The 19,287-nt window shown below is 56.9% G+C and carries 19 protein-coding genes; 11 read left to right on the top strand and 8 right to left on the bottom strand.

Going from position 1 to position 19,287, the window contains the following annotated elements:
* Nucleotides 1-222: 222 nt before the first annotated feature.
* Nucleotides 223-801, bottom strand: coding sequence for a nucleotide exchange factor GrpE (grpE, locus tag A7Q00_RS09110; RefSeq protein WP_064090299.1), 579 nt, complete (start codon nucleotides 799-801; stop codon nucleotides 223-225).
* A gap of 281 nt (nucleotides 802-1,082) precedes the next feature.
* Here grpE and dsbD point away from each other — a divergent pair, with 281 nt between their 5' ends.
* A complete protein-coding gene (dsbD, locus tag A7Q00_RS09105; RefSeq protein ID WP_064090243.1) occupies nucleotides 1,083-2,864 on the top strand; it encodes a protein-disulfide reductase DsbD in 1,782 nt (593 codons plus the stop codon).
* A 173-nt stretch (nucleotides 2,865-3,037) separates the two neighbouring features.
* Here the strand turns inward: dsbD and greB are convergent, their stop codons facing one another.
* Entirely contained in the window at nucleotides 3,038-3,529 is a 492-nt protein-coding gene (gene greB, locus A7Q00_RS09100) for a transcription elongation factor GreB (RefSeq protein ID WP_064090242.1), read from the bottom strand.
* 39 nt (nucleotides 3,530-3,568) lie between these two features.
* A complete protein-coding gene (locus tag A7Q00_RS09095) occupies nucleotides 3,569-4,960 on the bottom strand; it encodes a DHA2 family efflux MFS transporter permease subunit (protein ID WP_082887812.1) in 1,392 nt (463 codons plus the stop codon).
* A 266-nt stretch (nucleotides 4,961-5,226) separates the two neighbouring features.
* Here A7Q00_RS09095 and A7Q00_RS09090 point away from each other — a divergent pair, with 266 nt between their 5' ends.
* The 3 genes from A7Q00_RS09090 (at nucleotide 5,227) to rarD (ending at nucleotide 9,190) form a co-directional block, all read left to right on the top strand.
* Nucleotides 5,227-6,267, top strand: a complete 1,041-nt coding sequence (locus tag A7Q00_RS09090) for a type IV pilus twitching motility protein PilT (RefSeq protein WP_064090240.1) — start codon at nucleotides 5,227-5,229, stop codon at nucleotides 6,265-6,267.
* Nucleotides 6,268-6,837: 570 nt separating this feature from the next.
* A complete protein-coding gene (locus tag A7Q00_RS09085; RefSeq protein WP_241236132.1) occupies nucleotides 6,838-8,028 on the top strand; it encodes a PilT/PilU family type 4a pilus ATPase in 1,191 nt (396 codons plus the stop codon).
* 127 nt (nucleotides 8,029-8,155) lie between these two features.
* Nucleotides 8,156-9,190, top strand: coding sequence for an EamA family transporter RarD (gene rarD, locus A7Q00_RS09080; RefSeq protein WP_245637555.1), 1,035 nt, complete (start codon nucleotides 8,156-8,158; stop codon nucleotides 9,188-9,190).
* Nucleotides 9,191-9,246: 56 nt separating this feature from the next.
* Here the strand turns inward: rarD and A7Q00_RS09075 are convergent, their stop codons facing one another.
* The 3 genes from A7Q00_RS09075 to A7Q00_RS09065 all read right to left on the bottom strand — a co-directional run bounded on the left by A7Q00_RS09075 (nucleotide 9,247) and on the right by A7Q00_RS09065 (nucleotide 12,408).
* Complete coding sequence (locus A7Q00_RS09075) at nucleotides 9,247-9,741, bottom strand: hypothetical protein (RefSeq protein WP_064090237.1); 495 nt, start codon at nucleotides 9,739-9,741, stop codon at nucleotides 9,247-9,249.
* 90 nt (nucleotides 9,742-9,831) lie between these two features.
* Entirely contained in the window at nucleotides 9,832-10,614 is a 783-nt protein-coding gene (locus A7Q00_RS09070) for a WGR domain-containing protein (RefSeq protein WP_245637554.1), read from the bottom strand.
* 168 nt (nucleotides 10,615-10,782) lie between these two features.
* The gene (locus A7Q00_RS09065; RefSeq protein WP_064090298.1) at nucleotides 10,783-12,408 is read right to left on the bottom strand and encodes an ABC-F family ATPase; all 1,626 of its coding nucleotides are present in this window, start codon (nucleotides 12,406-12,408) and stop codon (nucleotides 10,783-10,785) included.
* A 275-nt stretch (nucleotides 12,409-12,683) separates the two neighbouring features.
* Here A7Q00_RS09065 and A7Q00_RS09060 point away from each other — a divergent pair, with 275 nt between their 5' ends.
* The 5 genes from A7Q00_RS09060 (at nucleotide 12,684) to A7Q00_RS09040 (ending at nucleotide 15,724) form a co-directional block, all read left to right on the top strand.
* Nucleotides 12,684-13,259 carry a peptidylprolyl isomerase gene (locus tag A7Q00_RS09060; protein WP_064090235.1) on the top strand — a complete coding sequence of 192 codons (576 nt, stop codon included), beginning with the start codon at nucleotides 12,684-12,686 and terminating at the stop codon, nucleotides 13,257-13,259.
* A gap of 26 nt (nucleotides 13,260-13,285) precedes the next feature.
* A complete protein-coding gene (locus A7Q00_RS09055; RefSeq protein WP_064090234.1) occupies nucleotides 13,286-13,846 on the top strand; it encodes a YceI family protein in 561 nt (186 codons plus the stop codon).
* 86 nt (nucleotides 13,847-13,932) lie between these two features.
* Nucleotides 13,933-14,424 (top strand): peptidylprolyl isomerase, encoded by a 492-nt coding sequence (locus A7Q00_RS09050; protein ID WP_064090233.1) that lies wholly within the window; start codon nucleotides 13,933-13,935, stop codon nucleotides 14,422-14,424.
* A 76-nt stretch (nucleotides 14,425-14,500) separates the two neighbouring features.
* Nucleotides 14,501-14,743 (top strand): zinc-ribbon domain-containing protein, encoded by a 243-nt coding sequence (locus tag A7Q00_RS09045; RefSeq protein WP_003821836.1) that lies wholly within the window; start codon nucleotides 14,501-14,503, stop codon nucleotides 14,741-14,743.
* A gap of 6 nt (nucleotides 14,744-14,749) precedes the next feature.
* Nucleotides 14,750-15,724: a glycosyl transferase family 90 gene (locus A7Q00_RS09040; RefSeq protein ID WP_064090232.1), complete on the top strand. Its 975-nt coding sequence runs from the start codon at nucleotides 14,750-14,752 to the stop codon at nucleotides 15,722-15,724.
* A gap of 271 nt (nucleotides 15,725-15,995) precedes the next feature.
* On the opposite strand, the gene A7Q00_RS09035 is transcribed toward A7Q00_RS09040, so the two are convergent.
* Both A7Q00_RS09035 and bamJ read right to left on the bottom strand, forming a co-directional pair.
* Nucleotides 15,996-16,478 (bottom strand): hypothetical protein, encoded by a 483-nt coding sequence (locus A7Q00_RS09035; RefSeq protein ID WP_064090231.1) that lies wholly within the window; start codon nucleotides 16,476-16,478, stop codon nucleotides 15,996-15,998.
* Between the two features lie 170 nt (nucleotides 16,479-16,648).
* Nucleotides 16,649-17,437, bottom strand: coding sequence for a BamJ family beta-barrel-assembly machinery protein (gene bamJ, locus A7Q00_RS09030; RefSeq protein WP_064090230.1), 789 nt, complete (start codon nucleotides 17,435-17,437; stop codon nucleotides 16,649-16,651).
* 162 nt (nucleotides 17,438-17,599) lie between these two features.
* Here bamJ and nagZ point away from each other — a divergent pair, with 162 nt between their 5' ends.
* Both nagZ and A7Q00_RS09020 read left to right on the top strand, forming a co-directional pair.
* The gene (gene nagZ / locus A7Q00_RS09025) at nucleotides 17,600-18,685 is read left to right on the top strand and encodes a beta-N-acetylhexosaminidase (RefSeq protein ID WP_064090229.1); all 1,086 of its coding nucleotides are present in this window, start codon (nucleotides 17,600-17,602) and stop codon (nucleotides 18,683-18,685) included.
* An 11-nt stretch (nucleotides 18,686-18,696) separates the two neighbouring features.
* Nucleotides 18,697-19,059, top strand: coding sequence for a DUF2185 domain-containing protein (locus A7Q00_RS09020; protein ID WP_064090228.1), 363 nt, complete (start codon nucleotides 18,697-18,699; stop codon nucleotides 19,057-19,059).
* Nucleotides 19,060-19,287 lie beyond the last annotated feature (228 nt).

Here is a 19,287-nt window from a genome sequence, read left to right as displayed (position 1 = left end):
AAAAATCAGGATAAGGCGACGAGCCGCAGACAGTACAGATAGTACGGCAAGGCGAGGCAACGCTGTACTGGTTTTTGTTAATTCACTATATCCATTTCCCCATCACATTAGCCGCATATTCATCCGCATACGGCCAGCTATGCGCCATCCAAAATTTTCAGGTAGCCTCCCATGAGATGAAGGCTACCTGAAAATTGATTTGCCATCTTTCCCTGCCGGAATCTATTCCTCCGCACGCGCCTTGGCCACAGATACGGTGGCGGGGCGCAGCACGCGGTCGTGCAGGGTATAGCCCTTCTGCATCACGTTCACGATGGTGTTCGGCTCTTGCTCGCTTTCCACGGTTTGGAAGGCCTGGTGGCGGTGCGGGTCGAGCTTGTCGCCGGGCTGGGGCAGGATTTCTTTGATTTGAGCCTGCTCGAAGGCACGCTTGAGCTCGGTGAGGGTCATCTCCACGCCCATTTTCAGCGCATCGAAATTGCCGCTTTGGTCGAGCAGCGCCATTTCCAAATAGTCTTTTACTTTCAACAGCTCTTCGGCAAATTTCTTGGCGGCGAATTTGTGGGCGGCCTGGATTTCTTCCTGATGGCGGCGGTTCAGGTTTTGCAGCTCGGCCTGATGGTATTTGTTGATGTCGGCCAGCTCGGCTTCCAGCTCGGCCACGCGTTGCGCCAGCTGCTCCGGCGTAGGCTCGGCAGCTTCAGCGTTGGCCTGCAGCTCGACGGCTTCGGCCTGAGTTTCTTGCTGCGGAAGTTCGGTTTCGGGGTTTTGGTGTTGGTGATGTTGATGATGATGAGACATAAAGATTCCTTTATAAAGAGAGCTTTTGCCCTGCCAAATGGGGCGGGGCGGCCGATTTTCAAGCGAAAAGGCGGCGGCGGGCACAATTATTTTGCCGCAGCTGTCAGAAACGGCATGCATCGCTCGTCTATATAAGCAAGCCTGTGGCGGCAAAGTTAATTTCATCAATCGCTTTGTTAAATTAAGCCCATGGCGGGCATGGTACTATTTCCTTATAATCCGCGCACATTTTTGTGCCCTTGTTTCAGCTTCGCTGAAGCTAACGTTTTCAGGTAGCCTTTATGTTTAAAAAACTGATTCAATCTTTCATCCTGCCCGTGCTGTTGTGCTCCGGCATGGCGGCGCATGCAATCGATGCCGGCCAGCTACTGCCGGCGGAGCAGGCGTTCCGCGCCACGGTGGCGGCGGGCGAGCAGGATGTGGCCGTGCAATTCCAAATTGCCAACGGCTACTATCTCTATCAAGAAAAAATCCATGTGGAAACCGAGCCGGCCGGTCTGCTGGGCGCGGCTGAGTTTTCGCCGGGCAAGGAAAAGGAAGACGAGTTTTTCGGCAAGCAAACCGTGCACTACCACCAAGCCGTGGTGAAACTGCCCTTCCAATCCGCCACACCCGCCGCCTACCGCCTCACGCTCACCTACCAAGGCTGCGCGGATGCGGGCGTGTGCTATCCGCCAGTAAGCAAAACGCTGGAAATCAAAGGCACGGGCGTGTATGGCGACACGGCCGCCCCGCCCGCCGGCAGCAGCCGCTTCACCGCGCCGCAAAACGGTGCGCCCGCTGCCAGCCCCATGCCGCAGCCGCGCAAAAGCCCGTTTAGCCTGTCGCGCGACACATTGGGGGCAAACCTGCTGGCTTTTTTTAGTTTCGGCATTGGCTTGAGTTTTACCGCCTGCATGTATCCCCTGCTGCCCATTGTGTCGGGCATCATCGTGGGAGACCGTGCCAATGCCGGCAAACGCCGCGGGCTGGTTTTGTCTTCGGTTTACGTGCAGGGGCTGGCGCTCACCTATGCCGCCGTGGGCGTGCTGGCCGGGCTCACCGGCTCGCTGCTCACCGTGTGGCTGCAACAGCCGTGGGTGGTGCTTTCTGCCGCCGCGCTGATTGTGGTACTGGCGCTGGGTATGTTCGACGTGTTCACCATCCAGCTGCCCTCCTTTATTCAAAGCTACTTCCAGCAGCAGAGCAGCAAGCTGTCCGGCGGCAAAATGGCTTCCGTGTTTGTGATGGGCATGCTCTCGGCACTGATTGTCGGCCCCTGTGTGGCACCGCCCCTGGCCGTGGCCTTGGGCTATATCGGCCAAACCGGCGATGCCGCGCTGGGCGGCCTGGCCTTATACAGCATGGCGCTGGGCACCGGTGTGCCGCTGGTTTTGGTGGGCACATTCGGCGGGCACATCCTGCCCAAGGCCGGCGCGTGGATGAATGGCATCAAGCACGCCTTCGGCATCATCCTGTTGGCCGTGGCCGTGTATCTGGCCGCCCCCTTCCTGCCCTACGGCCTGACCGTGGCGCTTTATTCGCTGCTGTTGGTTATCCCCGGCGGCCTGCTGTTGGGCAAACACCTGCGCAACCACCAAATCAGGCCTTTAGCCATGGGACTGGGCAGCCTCCTGCTCACCGTGGGCGTGTTTTTCGCCGTACAGAGCGTGCGCATGCAGCCCACCTTCCTGCACCAGGCGCTCACCGTGTTCCCGCCGCAGCAAACCGCGCACCGGGTCTTCACCGCGCCGCAGCAGCTCAACAGTGCCATGCAACAGGCCTTGGCCAGCGGCAAGCCGGTGGTGCTGGATTTTTATGCCGACTGGTGCGCCAGCTGCAAGGAGATGGAACACAAAACCTTCAGCCGCCCCGAAGTGCAGGCCGCTGTGCCGCCCGATCGCGTATTCAAAATCGACCTCACCGACAACACGCCTGAGCAGCGCGCGCTGTTGCAGGAATACGGCCTGCCCGGCCCACCCGGCATCTTCGTTATCCATCCTGACGGCCGCCGCAGCAGCCCGCTCATCGGCTTCACCGAGCCGGCGGCATTTATCGAATGGTATCGGCAGCAGGTTTCCTGAAGCCGGTTGGAATAAGAGCAAAGGCTACCTGAAAAGTTTCAGGTAGCCTTATTTATAGTGAATTAACAAAAACCAGTACAGCGTTGCCTCGACTTACCGTACTATCTGTACTGCCTGCGGCTCGTCGCCTTGTCCTGATTTTTGTTAATTCACTATATTGTCCTCCAACACGACTACTCTATCTTCTCGTAACTCACGGCCAACACTTCGATTTCCTCTCGGCCTTCCGGCCCGTGGAACACGATTTCGTCGCCTTCGCGGGCTTTGAGCAGGGCACGGGCGAGCGGGGAAGTCCAGGAAATTTTGTGGCGGGCAGTGTCGATTTCGTCCACGCCCACGATGCGCACGGTTTGCTCTTCGCCGTTGCCGCGCAGCAGCTCTACGGTGGCGCCGAAAAAGATTTGGTCGGTGGCTTCGCGGGTTTCGGGATCGACCACTTGCGCCGCTTCCAGCCGTTTGGTGAGGAAGCGGATGCGGCGGTCGATTTCGCGCATACGGCGCTTGCCGTAGAGATAATCGCCGTTTTCGCTGCGGTCGCCGTTGGAGGCGGCCCAGTTGACGATTTGCACGATTTCGGGGCGCTCTTTGTTCACCAGCTGATAGAGCTCGTCTTTCAATGCCTGCCAGCCGACTGGGGTAATGTAGTTGGGGGTGGTATTGCTCATGATGGCTTTCAAATCTGTTCAAATGTACGGATGAAGGTTTCAGGTAGCCTTACGGTTTAAATGCCCGCCGTCGCCGGAATGCAGTTTGGCCAACAGCCACAGCAGCACCAGGCCGAAGGTGGCAAGTGACAGGTAGGTGTAGCTGAAGGCCTGTTCCAGCAACGCGCCGGTTTCGCCAACGGCGGCACGGTATGCGCCCAAAATCACGGCGGCCACGGCAATGCCGATGCCGATGCCCACCTGCTGCACCACGCTTAGCATGGTCGAGCCCGCGCTGGCTTCTTCGTTCGACAAATCGCCGACGGTGAGGGTGTTGATGGCGGTAAACATCAGGGATTGGCACAGGCCGAAGCAGGTGGCCAGCAGCATATAAAACGTTATCGAGCTGCGCGAATCGAGCAGCGACAGCGCGGCCACCACGGCCGACATGGCCACGGCCACGCCCAAGAGCGTGGCCTTATAGCCGAAGCGCACCAGAATCGGCGCGGTAAACGGTTTCATCAGAATCGAGCTCAATGCCACCGGCGCCAGCATCCAGCCCGCCATTTCGGCATTGTAGCCGAAGGCTACCTGAAGCATCAGCGGCACCAGGAAGGGAATGCCGGAAGAAAGCACACGGAACATCAGGTTTGCCGCCAGCCCGACGCTGAACGTGTGCACCTGGAACAGCGAAAGTGGCAGCAGCGGGTTTTTAGCACGCCGCGCATACGCGGCATACAGCCACATGGCCGCCGCGCCCAGCCCGATAACTACTAGGGCGCGGCGGCCGTTGTGCAGGTTTTCCGCCGCCAGCTCCAGCCCGTAGGTAACCCCCACCAGGCCGCCGGCAAACAGCAAAAAGCCCAGCCAATCCAAGGGCTGCACGGCGGCCCGCATATTGGGCATATAGCGTCCGGCAATGGCAATGCCGAACAGGCCGATGGGGATATTGATGAAGAAAATCCAGTGCCAAGAAAGATTTACCGCCATCCAGCCGCCCAAAATCGGCCCGACGATGGGGCCGATGAGGCCGGTCATCGACATTAAATTCCACGCCGCCACCAATTCCGATTTGGGCACGGTGCGGATAATCGCCAGCCGCGCCACCGGCAGCATCAGCGCGCCGCCAGCGCCCTGCAGTATCCGCGCGGCCACCAGCCAATCCAGCGTGGGCGACACGGCGCAGGCCACCGAACCGAGCACGAACACCGCCACCGCCAGCCGGAACACGTTGAGCGTACCCAACCGATCAGCCAGCCAGCCGGAGAGCGGAATCAGCGCGGCCACGGTGAGCGCGTAGCTGATGATGGCCAGCTCCATCTGCAGCGGCGATTCGTGCAGGCTCGCCGACATCACCGGCAATGCGGTGTTCAAAATGGTGGCGTCCAGCGACTGCATAAACAGCGCCATCGCCGCCGTCCAGGCCAGGCCTTTTTGTTGCGGGGTCATCATGGAATGGGAAGGTACGTTCTATCGTTAGTATCGGATGTGAGGCTACCTGAAAACGGGAAAACAGGTTTTCAGGTAGCCCCTGCCTGGCCGCCGCCATCCCGGCCTAAAGCCGGAAACAGGCCGAAACCGCGCACCCTGTTTCAGATAACCGCCAATTTTACAGGAAAATACAAGTTTTCCTTTATTTATCCCGCCATCTTTATTTACAATGAACTGTTTTTAGCAAAACTGCAAAAAAATTTACTGAAAAGGGAGTTTCAAAAGCCATGCAGATTACCGACTTACTCGCGTTCAGCGTGAAAAACAAAGCATCCGACTTGCACCTCTCCGCCGGCCTGCCACCCATGATCCGCGTGCACGGCGACGTGCGCCGCATCAACCTGCCGGAAATGAGCGCCGAAGAAGTGGGCAACATGATCGCCTCCATCATGAACGACCACCAGCGCAAAGACTACCAACAACGGCTGGAAACCGACTTTTCCTTCGAGCTGCCCAACATCGCCCGTTTCCGTGTGAACGCCTTCAACACCGAGCGCGGCCCGGCCGCCGTGTTCCGTACCATTCCCAGCAAAGTACTCACGCTGGAAGAATTGAACGCCCCCAAAGTGTTCCAAAAAATTTCCGACCAACCGCGCGGCCTGGTACTGGTAACCGGCCCTACCGGTTCCGGTAAATCCACCACCCTGGCGGCGATGATCAACTACATCAACGAAAACCATCATCACCACATCCTCACCATCGAAGACCCGATCGAGTTTGTGCACGAAAGTAAGCAGTGCCTGGTAAACCAACGCGAACTGCACCAACACACCCACAGCTTCGCCAACGCCCTGCGCTCCGCATTGCGTGAAGACCCGGATATCATCCTGGTGGGTGAGATGCGTGACCCGGAAACCATCGGCTTGGCGCTCACCGCCGCCGAAACCGGCCACTTGGTATTCGCCACCCTGCATACCACCGGTGCCGCCAAAACCGTGGACCGTATCATCGACGTGTTCCCCGCAGGCGAAAAAGAGATGGTGCGCTCCATGCTTTCCGAATCGCTGCGCGCCGTGATTTCGCAAACCCTGCTCAAAACCAAAGACGGCAAAGGCCGCGTGGCTGCGCACGAAATCCTGATTTCCACCGCCGCCGTGCGCAACCTGATCCGCGAAAACAAAATCGCCCAAATCGGTTCTGCCCTGCAAACCGGCCAGGCACACGGCATGCAGACGCTCGACCAATCCCTGCAGGCACTGCTCAAACGCGGTGTAATCAGCATCGATGCCGCACGCGCCAAAGCCGCCAACCCCGACCAACTCGTCTAAACCGACAATCGTACAAGGGAAAACATCATGTCAAACGATCAGCACAAACAAAACTTGGCCGAGCTGCTCTCCGAAATGGCCAACCAACGTGGCGATATGCCTCCCGAGCCTACCCCCGTTGCCTCTACCATGATGCCGAATGGCGATTTGGCCGCCGTGGAAAGCCAGCTGGCTGCCGGCACGCTCGATATTCCGCCGCTGCCCGATTTGCCCGAAAGCGCATTCGGCGAGCCGGAGTTGATCGAGCCCGATTTCGTGGCACAGCCTATCACCCCGCCTGCACCGCCCGCACAGCCGGCGCAACCTCGGGCAGCAGAGCCGCAGCAGCCCAGGCTCAAATCCAAATACGCCGCCGCCCTCGCGCCCAACGCTGCCCAGCCGATGCAGGCTCCGGCTCAGCCTGCCCAGCCGAGGCCGACTTTGCAACAGCAACAAGCCACGGCTCAGCCGCAACAAGCTCCGGTTCAGCCGCAACCTGTGCAGCAACAAGCCCAACCTGCGCCGCAGCCCCAAGCCGCGCTGCAGCAGCCCGCCGCACGCCCTGCACCGGCCGCATCCAACCACCCGCCGCTGCACGCCGAGCCCGCTCAGCCGGTCGGCCACGGCCCGAATCAGCACTTAACCCGTGAGCGTGCCAAACTGCACCCGCTGCTGGAAAAAATGGCCGATGAATCACTCAAACGCAACGCTTCCGATATCTTCATCAGCAGCAACTTCCCGCCCTCGTTCAAAATCGATGGCACGCTGGTGCCGATTCCGGTAAAACCGCTTACCGAAGAAGAAGCCGCACAAATCGTTTACTCCACCTTCAACGACGAGCAGAAAGCCAAATTCCCGGTGGAATGGGAGCTGAACTACTCCCTGCAATCACAAAACGGCATCCGTTTCCGTGTGAATGCCTACCACGAACAAGGCCGTATCGGCTTGGTAATGCGCCGCATCACCACCAACATCCTTACCATTGACGACCTCCGCCTGCCGCAAGTGCTCAAAGAGCTTTCCATGCGCAAGCGCGGCCTGATTATTCTGGCCGGCCCTACCGGTTCCGGTAAATCCACTTCGCAGGCCGCGATGCTCGACTGGCGCAACAAACACTCCGCCGGCCACATCGTAACCATCGAAGACCCGATCGAGTATATCCACAGCCCGATCAAGAGCATCATCACCCAGCGCGAAGTCGGCCTCGATACCCACAGCTGGGGCGCGGCGGTACAAAGCGCCATGCGTCAGGCGCCCGACGTAGTCTGCGTGGGTGAGGTGCGTAACGAACACTCCATGGAATATGCCCTGCAACTGGCGCAAACCGGCCACTTGTGCTTCTTCACCATCCACGCCACCAACGCCAGCCAAACCGTTGAGCGTATTATGAACTTGTATCCCGAAGAGCGGCATCAGCAGATTCTGATGGATTTGGCGCTGAACCTGGTGGCCATTATCGGCCAGCGCCTGGTGCTGAAAAAAGGCGGCAAAGGCCGAAACGCCATCATCGACCTGCTCATCAACACCCCCGCCATGCAGGACCACGTGTTCAAAAACGAGCTTTTGGAAGCCCGCGAACTGATGGAACGCGCCGAAGACGACGGCATGCAAACCTTCGACCAAGACTTGTTCCGCCTCTACATCAACGGCGAAATCGACTACGACGAAGCCCTGCGCCAGGCCGAATCTGCCAACGACTTGCGCCTGCGCATCAAGCTCTACGAAGAAGGCCGCGAAAGCACGCATATCTTCGAACGCGTAAATGATTTGAACCTGATGTAAGCAGCCCGAACCAAAGGCTGATAGAGGCTACCTGAAAAATACCCGACGGATTTTCAGGTAGCCTCTACCGTTTTCATATCAACAAGCAGGCTATCTCAATGCGTTCTGTTTTCTCATTCAATACTGATTGTCCATACCAGATGGCGGCTTGGCCACAAACCGTACAACGCAGCGCATCCATATCGGGAAATACAAATGTTTAGCTCTCTCCGCACTGAAACCAAAACTTTCAGGTAGCCTCCACACCATCCGCCAACACATCATGAATACCACCCACTCCACCGAATACCGCCGCGGCCTCTACTGTGTTATCGGCTGTTATCTGATTTGGGGCTTTTTCCCACTCTACTGGCTGCCCCTGGTCGGCCAGCCCATCGGCGCCGGTCAACTGATGGCACACCGCATCGTATGGGCATCGCTGCTCGCCATCGGTGCGGTAGCCTGCTCGCCTTCCGCCCGCACCCTGCTCGCACAAGCCATCAAAAGCCGCCAAACCCTTACCGCCTTCGCCCTCTGTTCCACCCTATTGGCGGCAAACTGGCTGCTCTATTTGGCCGCCATCACCCAACGGCAGGTATTGCAAGCCAGCCTGGGCTACTTCATCGCACCCCTCGCCAGCATCTTCTGCGGCCGCCTGTTTCTGCGCGAAGCCCTGCGCCCGCTGCAAATCGGCGCGATTCTTTTAGCCATCGTAGGCGTGGTGTGGCTTTCCGCATGGGGCGGGCAGATGCCTTGGATTGCACTGGGCATCGGCGTGAGCTGGAGCATATACGGCCTATTGCGCAAACTCGCTCCGCTTCCCGCCCTACCCGGCTTCACGCTGGAAACCCTGATGCTGCTGCCCTTTGCCCTCCTGTATCTGAGCTGGCACTATCGACACGGCAGCCTGGTTTTCGCCCAACTGCCACCCCTGCCCTTGGCCATTGTGATTGGCAGCGGTGCCGCCACCATGATTCCGCTGCTGCTGTTTGCCGCCGCCGCGCAACGCATCCGCCTCACCACCATCGGCATATTGCAATACCTTTCGCCCAGCCTGCAATTCCTACTCGGCCTCACCGCCTTCCACGAGCCGTTCAGCCGTATGCAATTTGCCGGTTATCTGTGGGTATGGGCGGGCGTGGCGCTGTTTGTGTGGGGCGCACGTAAAACAAAGGCTGCCTGAAAACCGCTTTACCGATTTTCAGGCAGCCTCAAGATTGAGCCGATTCCAGGCCTTCGCTATAGTTGGTTTCCAAAAAACGCCACATAACCGATGGCAAGCAACAGCAACACGATTGCCAGCCAAGTAATCGGTGAGACTTTCAGCTCTTTGTAGCGCAAACCGATTGCCTTGCAGGCTCGGTAACGCAGGAAAAACGGCAAAAGGGCGTAGGCAAACATCGCGCCCACCGCCAGCCAAAATGAGATTTGCCCCGCCAGCGGCGATAATGAATCCAACACGTCCACCATCCAAACAAACAAGGCAAGCAGCGCGGGTATGCCGAGCGTGTACGCCCATATCCGCCGAGCCTGCCCCCAATGCACCGGCTGCTTGATGATTTGATAATTCGTGCCGGAGAGCATGGTCGGCTCCACCGACAAAACCCGCGCGCTATACAGCGGAATCAGCGGTATCCATAAAGCCACAATCCACGCCGTGGTCACGTAAGTGCCGTCCGGCTCGTAATCGCACTCGCCGATAAACATGGTGCCGAATCCGTTGAGTGTGAACATACTTTCCCTTTCTTTTTTAACTGATTAACCAATAGGCTACCTGAAAACCACTTTGCCGATTTTCAGGTAGCCTCAAATATCGTTACCGCCTTATCCGTTCATACCGCCGAAGGACATTTCTTTGTCCTCGTCCACTTCGATGGTGAGCGTGTGGCCACCGAAATAATCGGGCTGTTCGGTGGATAAATCGATACTGAAATCGCTGACGGTTTTGTCGTCAAAATCCACCCATAGGGATATGCCGGATAGGCGGATGCTGTTGATGACGGCCTGCCTGTCCGTTTCGGCAGTCAAAACCGTGCCGTCATACAGGACGGCTTTGCCTTTTTGTGCGATTTCTTGTGCGGCCCAATCGTTGAACACATCGACAAAATTTTCGTAATCCAGTGCGAAATCAATCATCTTTTTGCGGTTCTTTTCAATCCATTTCAGCACCGCTTCAATCTTTTTATACGGGATTTTGTTTTTGAATAGTTTTTCCACGGCGGCGGGGTCGTAAAGCGCGTCTTCGTCGCCGTCGTATTCATCTAATAATTCGTCGGCATCCAACACGACGGGGACGGCGTTGCCCCAAAGCGTTGTTTCGGCAACCAAGCCGTCATATTCGTCTGACAAGGCAAAGCGTTGTTGCAGCAGGCTTTCGGCAGGGGCTTTGGGCTGCGGTGTTTCACCCGGCGCGGCATAGCCTTTGGCTTTTTTGGATTGGATGAGTTTGGCGGCATCTTTTTCGCATTCTTCCGTGCTGGCAAAGATTTTGGTTTTGCTCTGCCCTTTCGTGCCGATGCGCCCGAAAGTAACCGTGTGGCTGTTGCCGTCTATATCGATTTGCCAGAATTTTTCGGATTGTTCATCGCGGTATTCCAAATATGTCATCCAATCAATCTCCATTTATAGTCGATTAAAATAAAAATGAGACAAGGCGGCGAGCCGCAAGGCGTACAGATAGTACGTCAAGGCGAGCCAACGCCGTATCATTGCAATTTTAATCGACTATATTTTGAAAAAGTGCAGGCTGCTTTTTTCAGGCAGCCTGCACTTGTCTTACTCAATCCCTTTTTTCGCCAGATAGCTCTCGTAATCGCCCAGATAATATTCATATCCGCCTTTGCCATCCAGCTCGATAATCTGCGTGGCAAGAGAAGACACGAACTGCCGGTCGTGCGACACGAAAATCAGCGTGCCTTTGTATTTTTCCAGCGCCATGTTCAGCGATTCGATGCTTTCCATGTCCATGTGGTTGGTCGGTTCGTCCATAATCAGCACGTTGGGACGCAGCAGCAGCAGTTTGCCATAGAGCATGCGGCCTTTTTCGCCGCCGGAGAGCACTTTCACTTTTTTCACCACGTCGTTGCTGCCGAACAGCAGGCGGCCGAGTGTGCCGCGAATCACTTGTTCGTCGTCGCCTTCCTGCCCCCATTGGCGCATCCATTCGGTCAAGTCCATGTCCACGTCGAAGTCGTTTTCGTGGTCTTGCGGGTAGTAGCCGATGGTGGCTTTTTCCGCCCATTTGATGCAGCCTGCATCGGGTTTGACATCGGAAAGTTTTTCGTCAAACGCGCCGGCCAGAAGTTTCAGCAGGGTGGATTTGCCCGCGCCGTTCGGGCCGATGATGGCAAGGCGTTGCCCTGCTTCCAGAATGTAAGACAGCTTTTCAAACAGGGTTTTGTCGAACGATTTGGCCAAATTTTCCACTTCCACGGCTTGGCGGTGCAGCTTGTTTTTCTCGTCGGTTTCAAAGCGGATATACGGGTTTTGGCGGGTGGAGGGCTTCACTTCGACCATTTCGGCTTTGATTTTGTCGGCCTGTTTCAGACGGCTGGTGGCTTGGCGGGCTTTGGATTTGTTGGCACTGAACCGCGCCACAAATTCTTGCAGTTCCTGCAATTTTTCTTTGGCTTTGGCGTTGTCTTTCAGCGCGCGCTCACGGGATTGGGCGGAAGCGAGCATGTAGTCGTCGTAATTGCCGGGGTAAACCGTGATGGTGTTATAGTCCAAATCCGCCATGTGGGTGCAGACTTCGTTGAGAAAGTGGCGGTCGTGCGAGATGATAATCATGGTGCTGTCGTATTGGTTCAGCACGCCTTCCAGCCAGCGGATGGTATTGATGTCCAAGTTATTGGTCGGCTCGTCCAACAGCAGCACGTCGGGTTTGGAAAACAGGGCTTGCGCCAGCAGCACGCGCAGTTTGAAGCCGGGCGCGACTTCCGCCATGGTGGCGTTGTGCAGTTCTTCGGCAATGCCTACGCCGCTCAATAATTCGGCGGCACGCGCTTCGGCGGTGTAGCCGTCGTATTCGGCGAACTTGGCTTCCAGTTCGGCGGCGTGCATATAGTCTTCTTCGGTGGCTTCGGGATTGGCGTAAATCGCGTCGCGTTCGGTCATCGCCGCCCACATTTCGGTGTGCCCCATCATCACCACGTCCAGCACTCGCATCTCTTCGTAGGCAAACTGGTCTTGGCGCAGCTTGCCCAAGCGCACGCCGTGTTCAATCGCCACTTCGCCGCTGGTCTGCTCCAAATCGCCGCCCAAAATCTTCATAAAGGTAGATTTACCCGAACCGTTCGCGCCGATCAAGCCGTAGCGGTTGCCTTCGCCGAATTTGACGGATACGTTTTCAAACAGCGGCTTCGCGCCGAACTGCATGGTGATGCCGGAAGTGGAAATCATGGGTGTGCCTTTGCGGAAAATTAGAATGTAAAAAGCGGGCGATTTTAACACAATCAATGCTTTCTGTATTTAAAACAACCCTCCTCACCATAGCCAGGCATCTATGGCAGCGGAAGCCGTTCTTTCTTCTTGCCGGGTGAGGAGTTGCAAACAGCATGAGCAATACCGCAACGCCTGCTGACGCAGCAGGCAGAAGTGCTTTAGCCGTGCTTGCAAAATTTTCAGGTAGCCTTTACCCTAACGCCCTTATTCATTTCCACATCTTAACCAATATCATGAACAAACCGTTCCGCACACTCATCCTAGCCGCCGCACTCGGCTGCTCCGCCCTCGCCGCCCATGCCGAAACCCGCGTGTTGCTTGAAACCAGCCAAGGCAATATTGAGCTTTCTCTGGATGAAACCCGTGCACCGAAAACCGTGGAAAACTTCCTCGCCTACGCCCGCAGCGGCTTTTACAACGGCACCATCTTCCACCGCGTGATTCCCGGCTTCATGATCCAAGGAGGCGGCCTCACCGCCCCAATGGCCGAAAAAGCCCCCATCCGCCGCGCCCTCGATAACGAAGCCGCCAACGGACTGAAAAACAACCGCTACACCATCGCCATGGCGCGCACGGCTCAGCCGCACTCTGCCACCAGCCAGTTTTTCATCAACTTGAAAGACAACGAATTCCTCAACCACACCGCCCCCACCGCACGCGGCTACGGCTATGCCGTGTTCGGTAAAGTAACCGCCGGGCAGGAAGTGGTGGACAAAATCGCCGGTATTCCCACCGGCACCGTGGATATGTATCAAGACGTGCCGCGCACGCCCATCGTTATCCGCCAAGTGCGGGTTCTTTCGCAATAATCCCAACGTATTAGGAGTGTGACCGTATGAAAAAAGCCCTTGCCCTCGCCATTCTTGCCGCCGCCTTCGGCAGCGCCCAGGCCGATACCTATAAAATCGACAGCCACCACGCCAACGCCCGTTTCGCCATCGACCACTTCAACACCAGCACCAACACCGGTGGCTTCTACAACCTCTCCGGCACTGTGGAATACAACCCGCAGGCCAAAACCGGCAGCGTGAAAATCGACATCCCCGTGGCCAACTTGCGTAGCGGCAACGAACAGTTCGACCACCACCTCGCCTCCGCCGATCTATTCAATGCCGCCCAATATCCCAGCATGCGCTTTGAATCCACCCGCTTCAACTTCCGCAACGGCAAACTCGCCAGCGTGGACGGCCGCCTTACCCTGCTCGGCCAAACCCACCCCGTGCACCTCAACGCCGACCGCTTCAACTGCTACCACAGCCAGCGCGTCAACGCCCAAGTATGTGGCGGCGATTTCAGCACCACCATCGACCGCAGCAAGTGGGGCATGAACTTCCTGCAAGGCGTGATCAGCAACCAAGTGAAGCTGAACATCCAAATCGAAGCCGTTAAACAATAACTCCGCATAAAAGGCTACCTGAAATCCCAAAACCGTTTTTCAGGTAGCCTCTTCCCTTTCCCCAACCCCATTACAGGATAATAAACATGATCAAACTCCACACCAACTTCGGCACCATCGGCATCGAACTCGACCACGAAAAAGCCCCCGAAACCGCCGCCAACTTCGAACAATACGTGAAAGACGGCTTCTACGACGGCCTTATTTTCCACCGCGTGATCAAAGGCTTCATGATTCAAGGCGGCGGCATGGACGAAAACATGCAGGAAAAGCCCACCCGCGCCCCGATTAAAAACGAAGCCCAAAACGGCCTGAAAAACAACAAATACACCCTCGCCATGGCGCGCACCCAAGCCCCGCACAGCGCCTCCTCCCAATTCTTCATCAACACCAAAGACAACGACTTCCTCAACCACACCTCCCCAAGCCTGCACGGCTGGGGCTACGCCGTATTCGGCAAAGTGGTGGAAGGCCAAGATGTCGTTGACGCCATCGAAGGCGTGGCCACCAAACGCCACGGCTACCACGACGACGTGCCGGTTGAGCCCGTAGTCATCACCAAAGCCGAAATCGTATAAGCAAACCAGCCGGGCCGGCCGCAACGTGCCGGCCCAGGTTTCACATATAACCATCTATGTATAAAGGGAAAATAACATGATCTTCATCTGGGGCAGCAAAGGCTATTTCGACGACCTGGGCGAAAGCGGCGAGAGCTGCATCTGCGGCCACTGCAACAACCGCGTCAACCTGCACATCACCAACGCCTACACCAAGTTCACCTTCTTCTTCATCCCCCTGTTCCGCATGGAATCAAAATACTACCTCACCTGCCCCATTTGCTCCCACGGCTGGAAACTCAAACGCCAGGAAGCCAAACAACTGATGCAACCCCGCTAAATCGCTATGCCAATCGACCTCGGCATTTACCACCGCCGCCTGCACAAACTCGCCTACTACACCCGCCACAGCCCCTTCGGCCTGTTGCCACACCGCCTGCTCGCCAAATCCATCGAGCCCGTATTAGCCGAGTTTGCCCACCTTCCCAGCGAAATCCAGCAGCAAATCCGGCAGCGTGTGGACTACTGCAACCGGCAAAACCAACCATTTACCCTTTCAGGTAGCCTCACCCCGGTAGGCCTAGCCGGCAATTTCAAACGCGGCAGCCACACCTCCGCCTACTATTACGACCTCGCCGCCCTCCTGCGCTACTTCCCGGCAGAAGCCCGCTTCGCCTACGAATTCGGCGACGTCACCCACATTCCCGCCCAGCCCGCTTTCGTGAAAAGCCGCCCCATCCGGAGCGACAACCAACACTCCGTTTTGCTCAAGCTCGACAGCGTGCGCCACTTCTACATCTACCCCGACCGCACCCCCTTTGCCGCCAAACGCAACCAACTCGTCTGGCGCGGCGCCGCCTTCCAAGAGCAGCGCCTGCGCTTCTTGCACCAATACCACGACCATCCCCAGTGCGACGTCGGCTGCGTACACAAACAATCCATCGGCCAGCCCTACCACCGCAGCTTCATGAGCGTAGGCCAACAGCTGCAATACAAATACATCCTCAGCATCGAAGGCAACGACGTCGCCACCAACCTCAAATGGATACTCGCCTCCCGCTCCCTCTGTTTCATGACCACCCCCGTCTACGAAACCTGGCTGCTGGAAGGCCTGCTGCAGCCAGAAGTCCACTACGTCCACCTCCAGCCCGACTACAGCGATTTCGAAGAAAAACTCGCCTTCTACCAACAACACCCCGATGCTGCCGAACGCATCATCCGCAACGCCAACGCCTATATGCAGCCCTTCTTCAATAGCAGGCAAGAATTGATTACCAGCCTGCTGGTGATGCAGAAATATTTTGAATTGGCAAACGCCTGATATTGAGTTCCGCCGAAGCAAACAGGCGTTATTAGGAATGTTGAATACCTCACGTCAAACGCACCTTGAGGCTACCTGAAACTTAAGAGCAAACAGCAAATGAAACTCGCGGCTTCCTTCAGGTAGCCTTGATGCGCTTCCGGATGGCTTATAGCCAAACTAGCCTTCGCTGCCGTGTTGTTTCCCCTTGCCATACTTCTTCTGCTGTCGGCCGCTCATCGCCTTATGTCAAAACCAATCCGGCTGACCATCAAGGCTACCTGAAAACCAATTAATCCGAGTAAACAGGCAAATAGGGCTGGATTTGGTTTTCCGGCAGGTGTTCGGTTTCGTTTGGCGGATAGGTGCCGGCATAGATGTTCTCGCCGATGGCGGGGTTGTGTACGAACCAGTCGCAGTAGGCTAATTCGCCTTGGGCATCAAACCAGTCGCAGCGGGCGGTTTGTGCGCTGATGCGGTAAGAGTGGGTGTAGCACAGCAGCTGGAGGCCGTTGCCGGTGTCGCGATAGTCGGCAAAACCGTCTTCTTGTGTGAAGGGCGGGGTGTGGTAGTGATAAATCCGGCAGGCTGTGATGCGGCCGGCAGCGGCTGTATAGCAAAAGAAGCCGCGTATGCGGTTTTGGGTGTCGAATTCGGCGGTGGTTTGGCTGATGAGCTGGCCGTGTTCGTTGAGCTCGGTGGTGCAGACGGCGATATCTTGATGATTGCGGATGATGATGAATTGGCGGTTGGAGTCGGGATCGAGTGTGAGCATGGCATGATTTATAGTGAATTAACAAAAACCAGTACAGCGTTGCCTCGCCTTGCCGTACTATCTGTACCGTCTGCGGCTCGTCGCCTTGTCCTGATTTTTGTTAATTCACTATTAAAGGCTACCTGAAAAGTGTTTTGCTTTTCAGGTAGCCTTTTAGTTAGCTGATGGAATTACTGAACTTTAATCAGTTTAACATCGAATACCAGCACGGAGTTGGGCGGAATGCTGGGGTTGCCTTTGTCGCCGTAAGCGAGTTCGGCGGGGATGTAGAGGGTGTATTCGCCGCCCTCTTTCATCAGTTGCAGGCCTTCGGTCCAGCCTTTGATCACGCCGTCGAGCTTGAAGGTAACCGGTTCGCCGCGTTTGATGGAGCTGTCGAACACGGTGCCATCGAGCAATCTGCCTTCGTAGTGTACGGTTACAGTGCTCTTAGCATTGGGCTGTTTGCCGGTACCTTCGGTTTTCACGCTGTATTGCAGGCCGGAGGGAGTGGTTTTCACGCCTTCTTTGGCTTTGTTGGCTTCGAGGAAGGCTTTACCTTCTTCCAGCTGGCGGATGGCCAGTTTGCCCATCTGGGCAGTGTGGTATTGCTGCAGGATGTTGTTGGCTTCTTCGTCGCTCACGGGCAGCGGCTGGCTGGCCATACCGGCCTGTAGGCCTTTAATCAGGGTAGCTTGGTCGAAATCCAAGATGGCATTGGCTTCGCCCAGCTGACGGCCTTGCAGGTAGCCGATGAGGTAGCTGGCTTTTTGCTGTTCGGTCATACCGGCCAATACGTCGGAGGCGGCGGCAGGAGCGGAAGCAGAAGCGGCAGCGGGGCCGGAGGCGGCTGAAGCTGTGGCCGGGGAAGATGCGGCCGGTGATGAAGCGCCGCCGGAAACGGACTGTTGGTTGCAGGCGGCCAGGGCGAATACCATGGCGGCGGCCAGCAGGCCGGTGCGGAATGTGTTGGTTTGCATAAAACTCCCTAATATGAATGAAAAGAAACAACAGCGGGCATTACATCATTTCCGCCGTGCTGTTTCAATCGGTTTTACCTGAATTAAAAAGCCTCGGCTTGTTTTTTCGCGGCGGAAATGATGAAATCCCGCCTTTGCACCAAACACACAGAAAGATTTGCTATGCCACCCGTTTGCCTGCCGCGCGGCCCGATTATGGCCGATGTTGCCGCCCACCGCCTGAGCGAGGAAGAAAAACAACGCCTGCTGCACCCCGCTGTGGGCGGCGTGATTTTGTTTCGCCGCAATTACCAAAACCACAACCAGCTTCAGGCTTTGTGTGCCGAAATCAAGGCTTTGCGTACGCCGGAGTTGGTGATTGCCGTGGATCATGAGGGCGGGCGCGTGCAGCGCTTTATCGAAGGCTTCACCCGCCTACCGGCCATGAGCACGCTGGGCGGCATTTGGGAAAAACAAGGCCAAGCGGCGGCAGAAGCGGCGGCGGAACAGGTGGGCTGGGTGTTGGCGGCAGAATTGCGCGCCTGCGGGGTGGATTTATCGTTTACGCCGGTGTTGGATTTGGATTGGGGGCAGTGCGCCGTAATCGGCAACCGCAGCTTCCACTGCCAAGCCGACACCGTTACCGCGCTGGCGCTGGCGTTGCAACGCGGGCTCAACCGGGGTGGTATGCAAAGCTGCGGCAAACACTTTCCCGGACACGGCTTTGTTTCCGGCGACAGCCACCACGTTCTGCCCGAAGACCCGCGCAGCCTGGCCGAACTGATGGCGGCGGATATCCGGCCTTTCAGAGCTCTGGCCGCCGAGGGCATGGCCGCCGTGATGCCCGCGCATGTGGTATACCCGCAGGTAGACAAACAACCGGCCGGTTTTTCGAGCATCTGGCTAAAGCAGATTTTGCGGCAGGATTTGGGCTTCAACGGCGTGATTTTTTCCGACGACCTCACCATGGAAGGCGCCAGCATGGCCGGCGGCATCCGCGAGCGGGCGGCGCAATCTTTTGCTGCCGGTTGCGATATCGTGCTGGTGTGCAACCGCCCCGATTGGGTGGACAAACTGCTCGAAGGCTTCAGACTACCTGAAAACCCGCAACTGGCCGAGCGCTGGCAATACATGGCCGGGCGTGGCACGCCAGAGGATTACGCCGCAGTAATGCAGCAGCCCGAATTCCAAGCCGCCCAAGCCTTCACTGCTGCCCTTTCCTCGCCGCAAGATTTGGCCGGCGGGGTGAAAGTGGGCGAGGCGTTTTAAGGAGGATACCTATGTTAAACCCGAAAATTTTCAGCCTGCCGGAAGAAGAGCTGCCGGTAAAAGACGTGCCGCAGGGCTACGCCATCGTTTCCGACCAGGTTGCCAAAGAAGGCTTGCCCATCCGTTTTCTCTATCGCGAAGAGCCTGATGCCGCCTTTTCTCCCGACAGCGGCTGGCGGATGTTTTCCGGCTTTGAAGACGACGACTACGCCGACAATGCCGCCAACTTCCACCTCTACAGCCTGCAACGCATGGCTAACTACCAGCCTGCGATCGCCAAATTGCTGCACAGCCCCACCGGCTCGGTGTTTGAACAAGATTTACACCAGCCGGACTTTGTGGCGGTGAGCGATTGGGAGATTCCGCAGGAGTGAGTTTGGCGGGGCTGCACCCAACGGATAAGGCTACCTGAAAAAAGTTTTGCTTTTCAGGTAGCCTTTAATGTATGCCTGGTTTGTGTTTGATGTGCAACCAATCAACGCGCCGATACAAGGCGGGTCGCAGGCGACGCAAGAAAGGGGACGCATTTTAGCGATACTGGAATTGGTAGGCACGGGTCTCCCGGCCTCTCCGCCGCCATCATTTAAGGCTACCTGAAAACA

The sequence above is a fragment of the Eikenella halliae genome, from assembly GCF_001648475.1.
GTDB lineage: Bacteria > Pseudomonadota > Gammaproteobacteria > Burkholderiales > Neisseriaceae > Eikenella > Eikenella halliae.
Note: the sequence above shows the minus strand (reverse complement) of the source record. Positions and strands in the feature narration are given on the sequence as shown.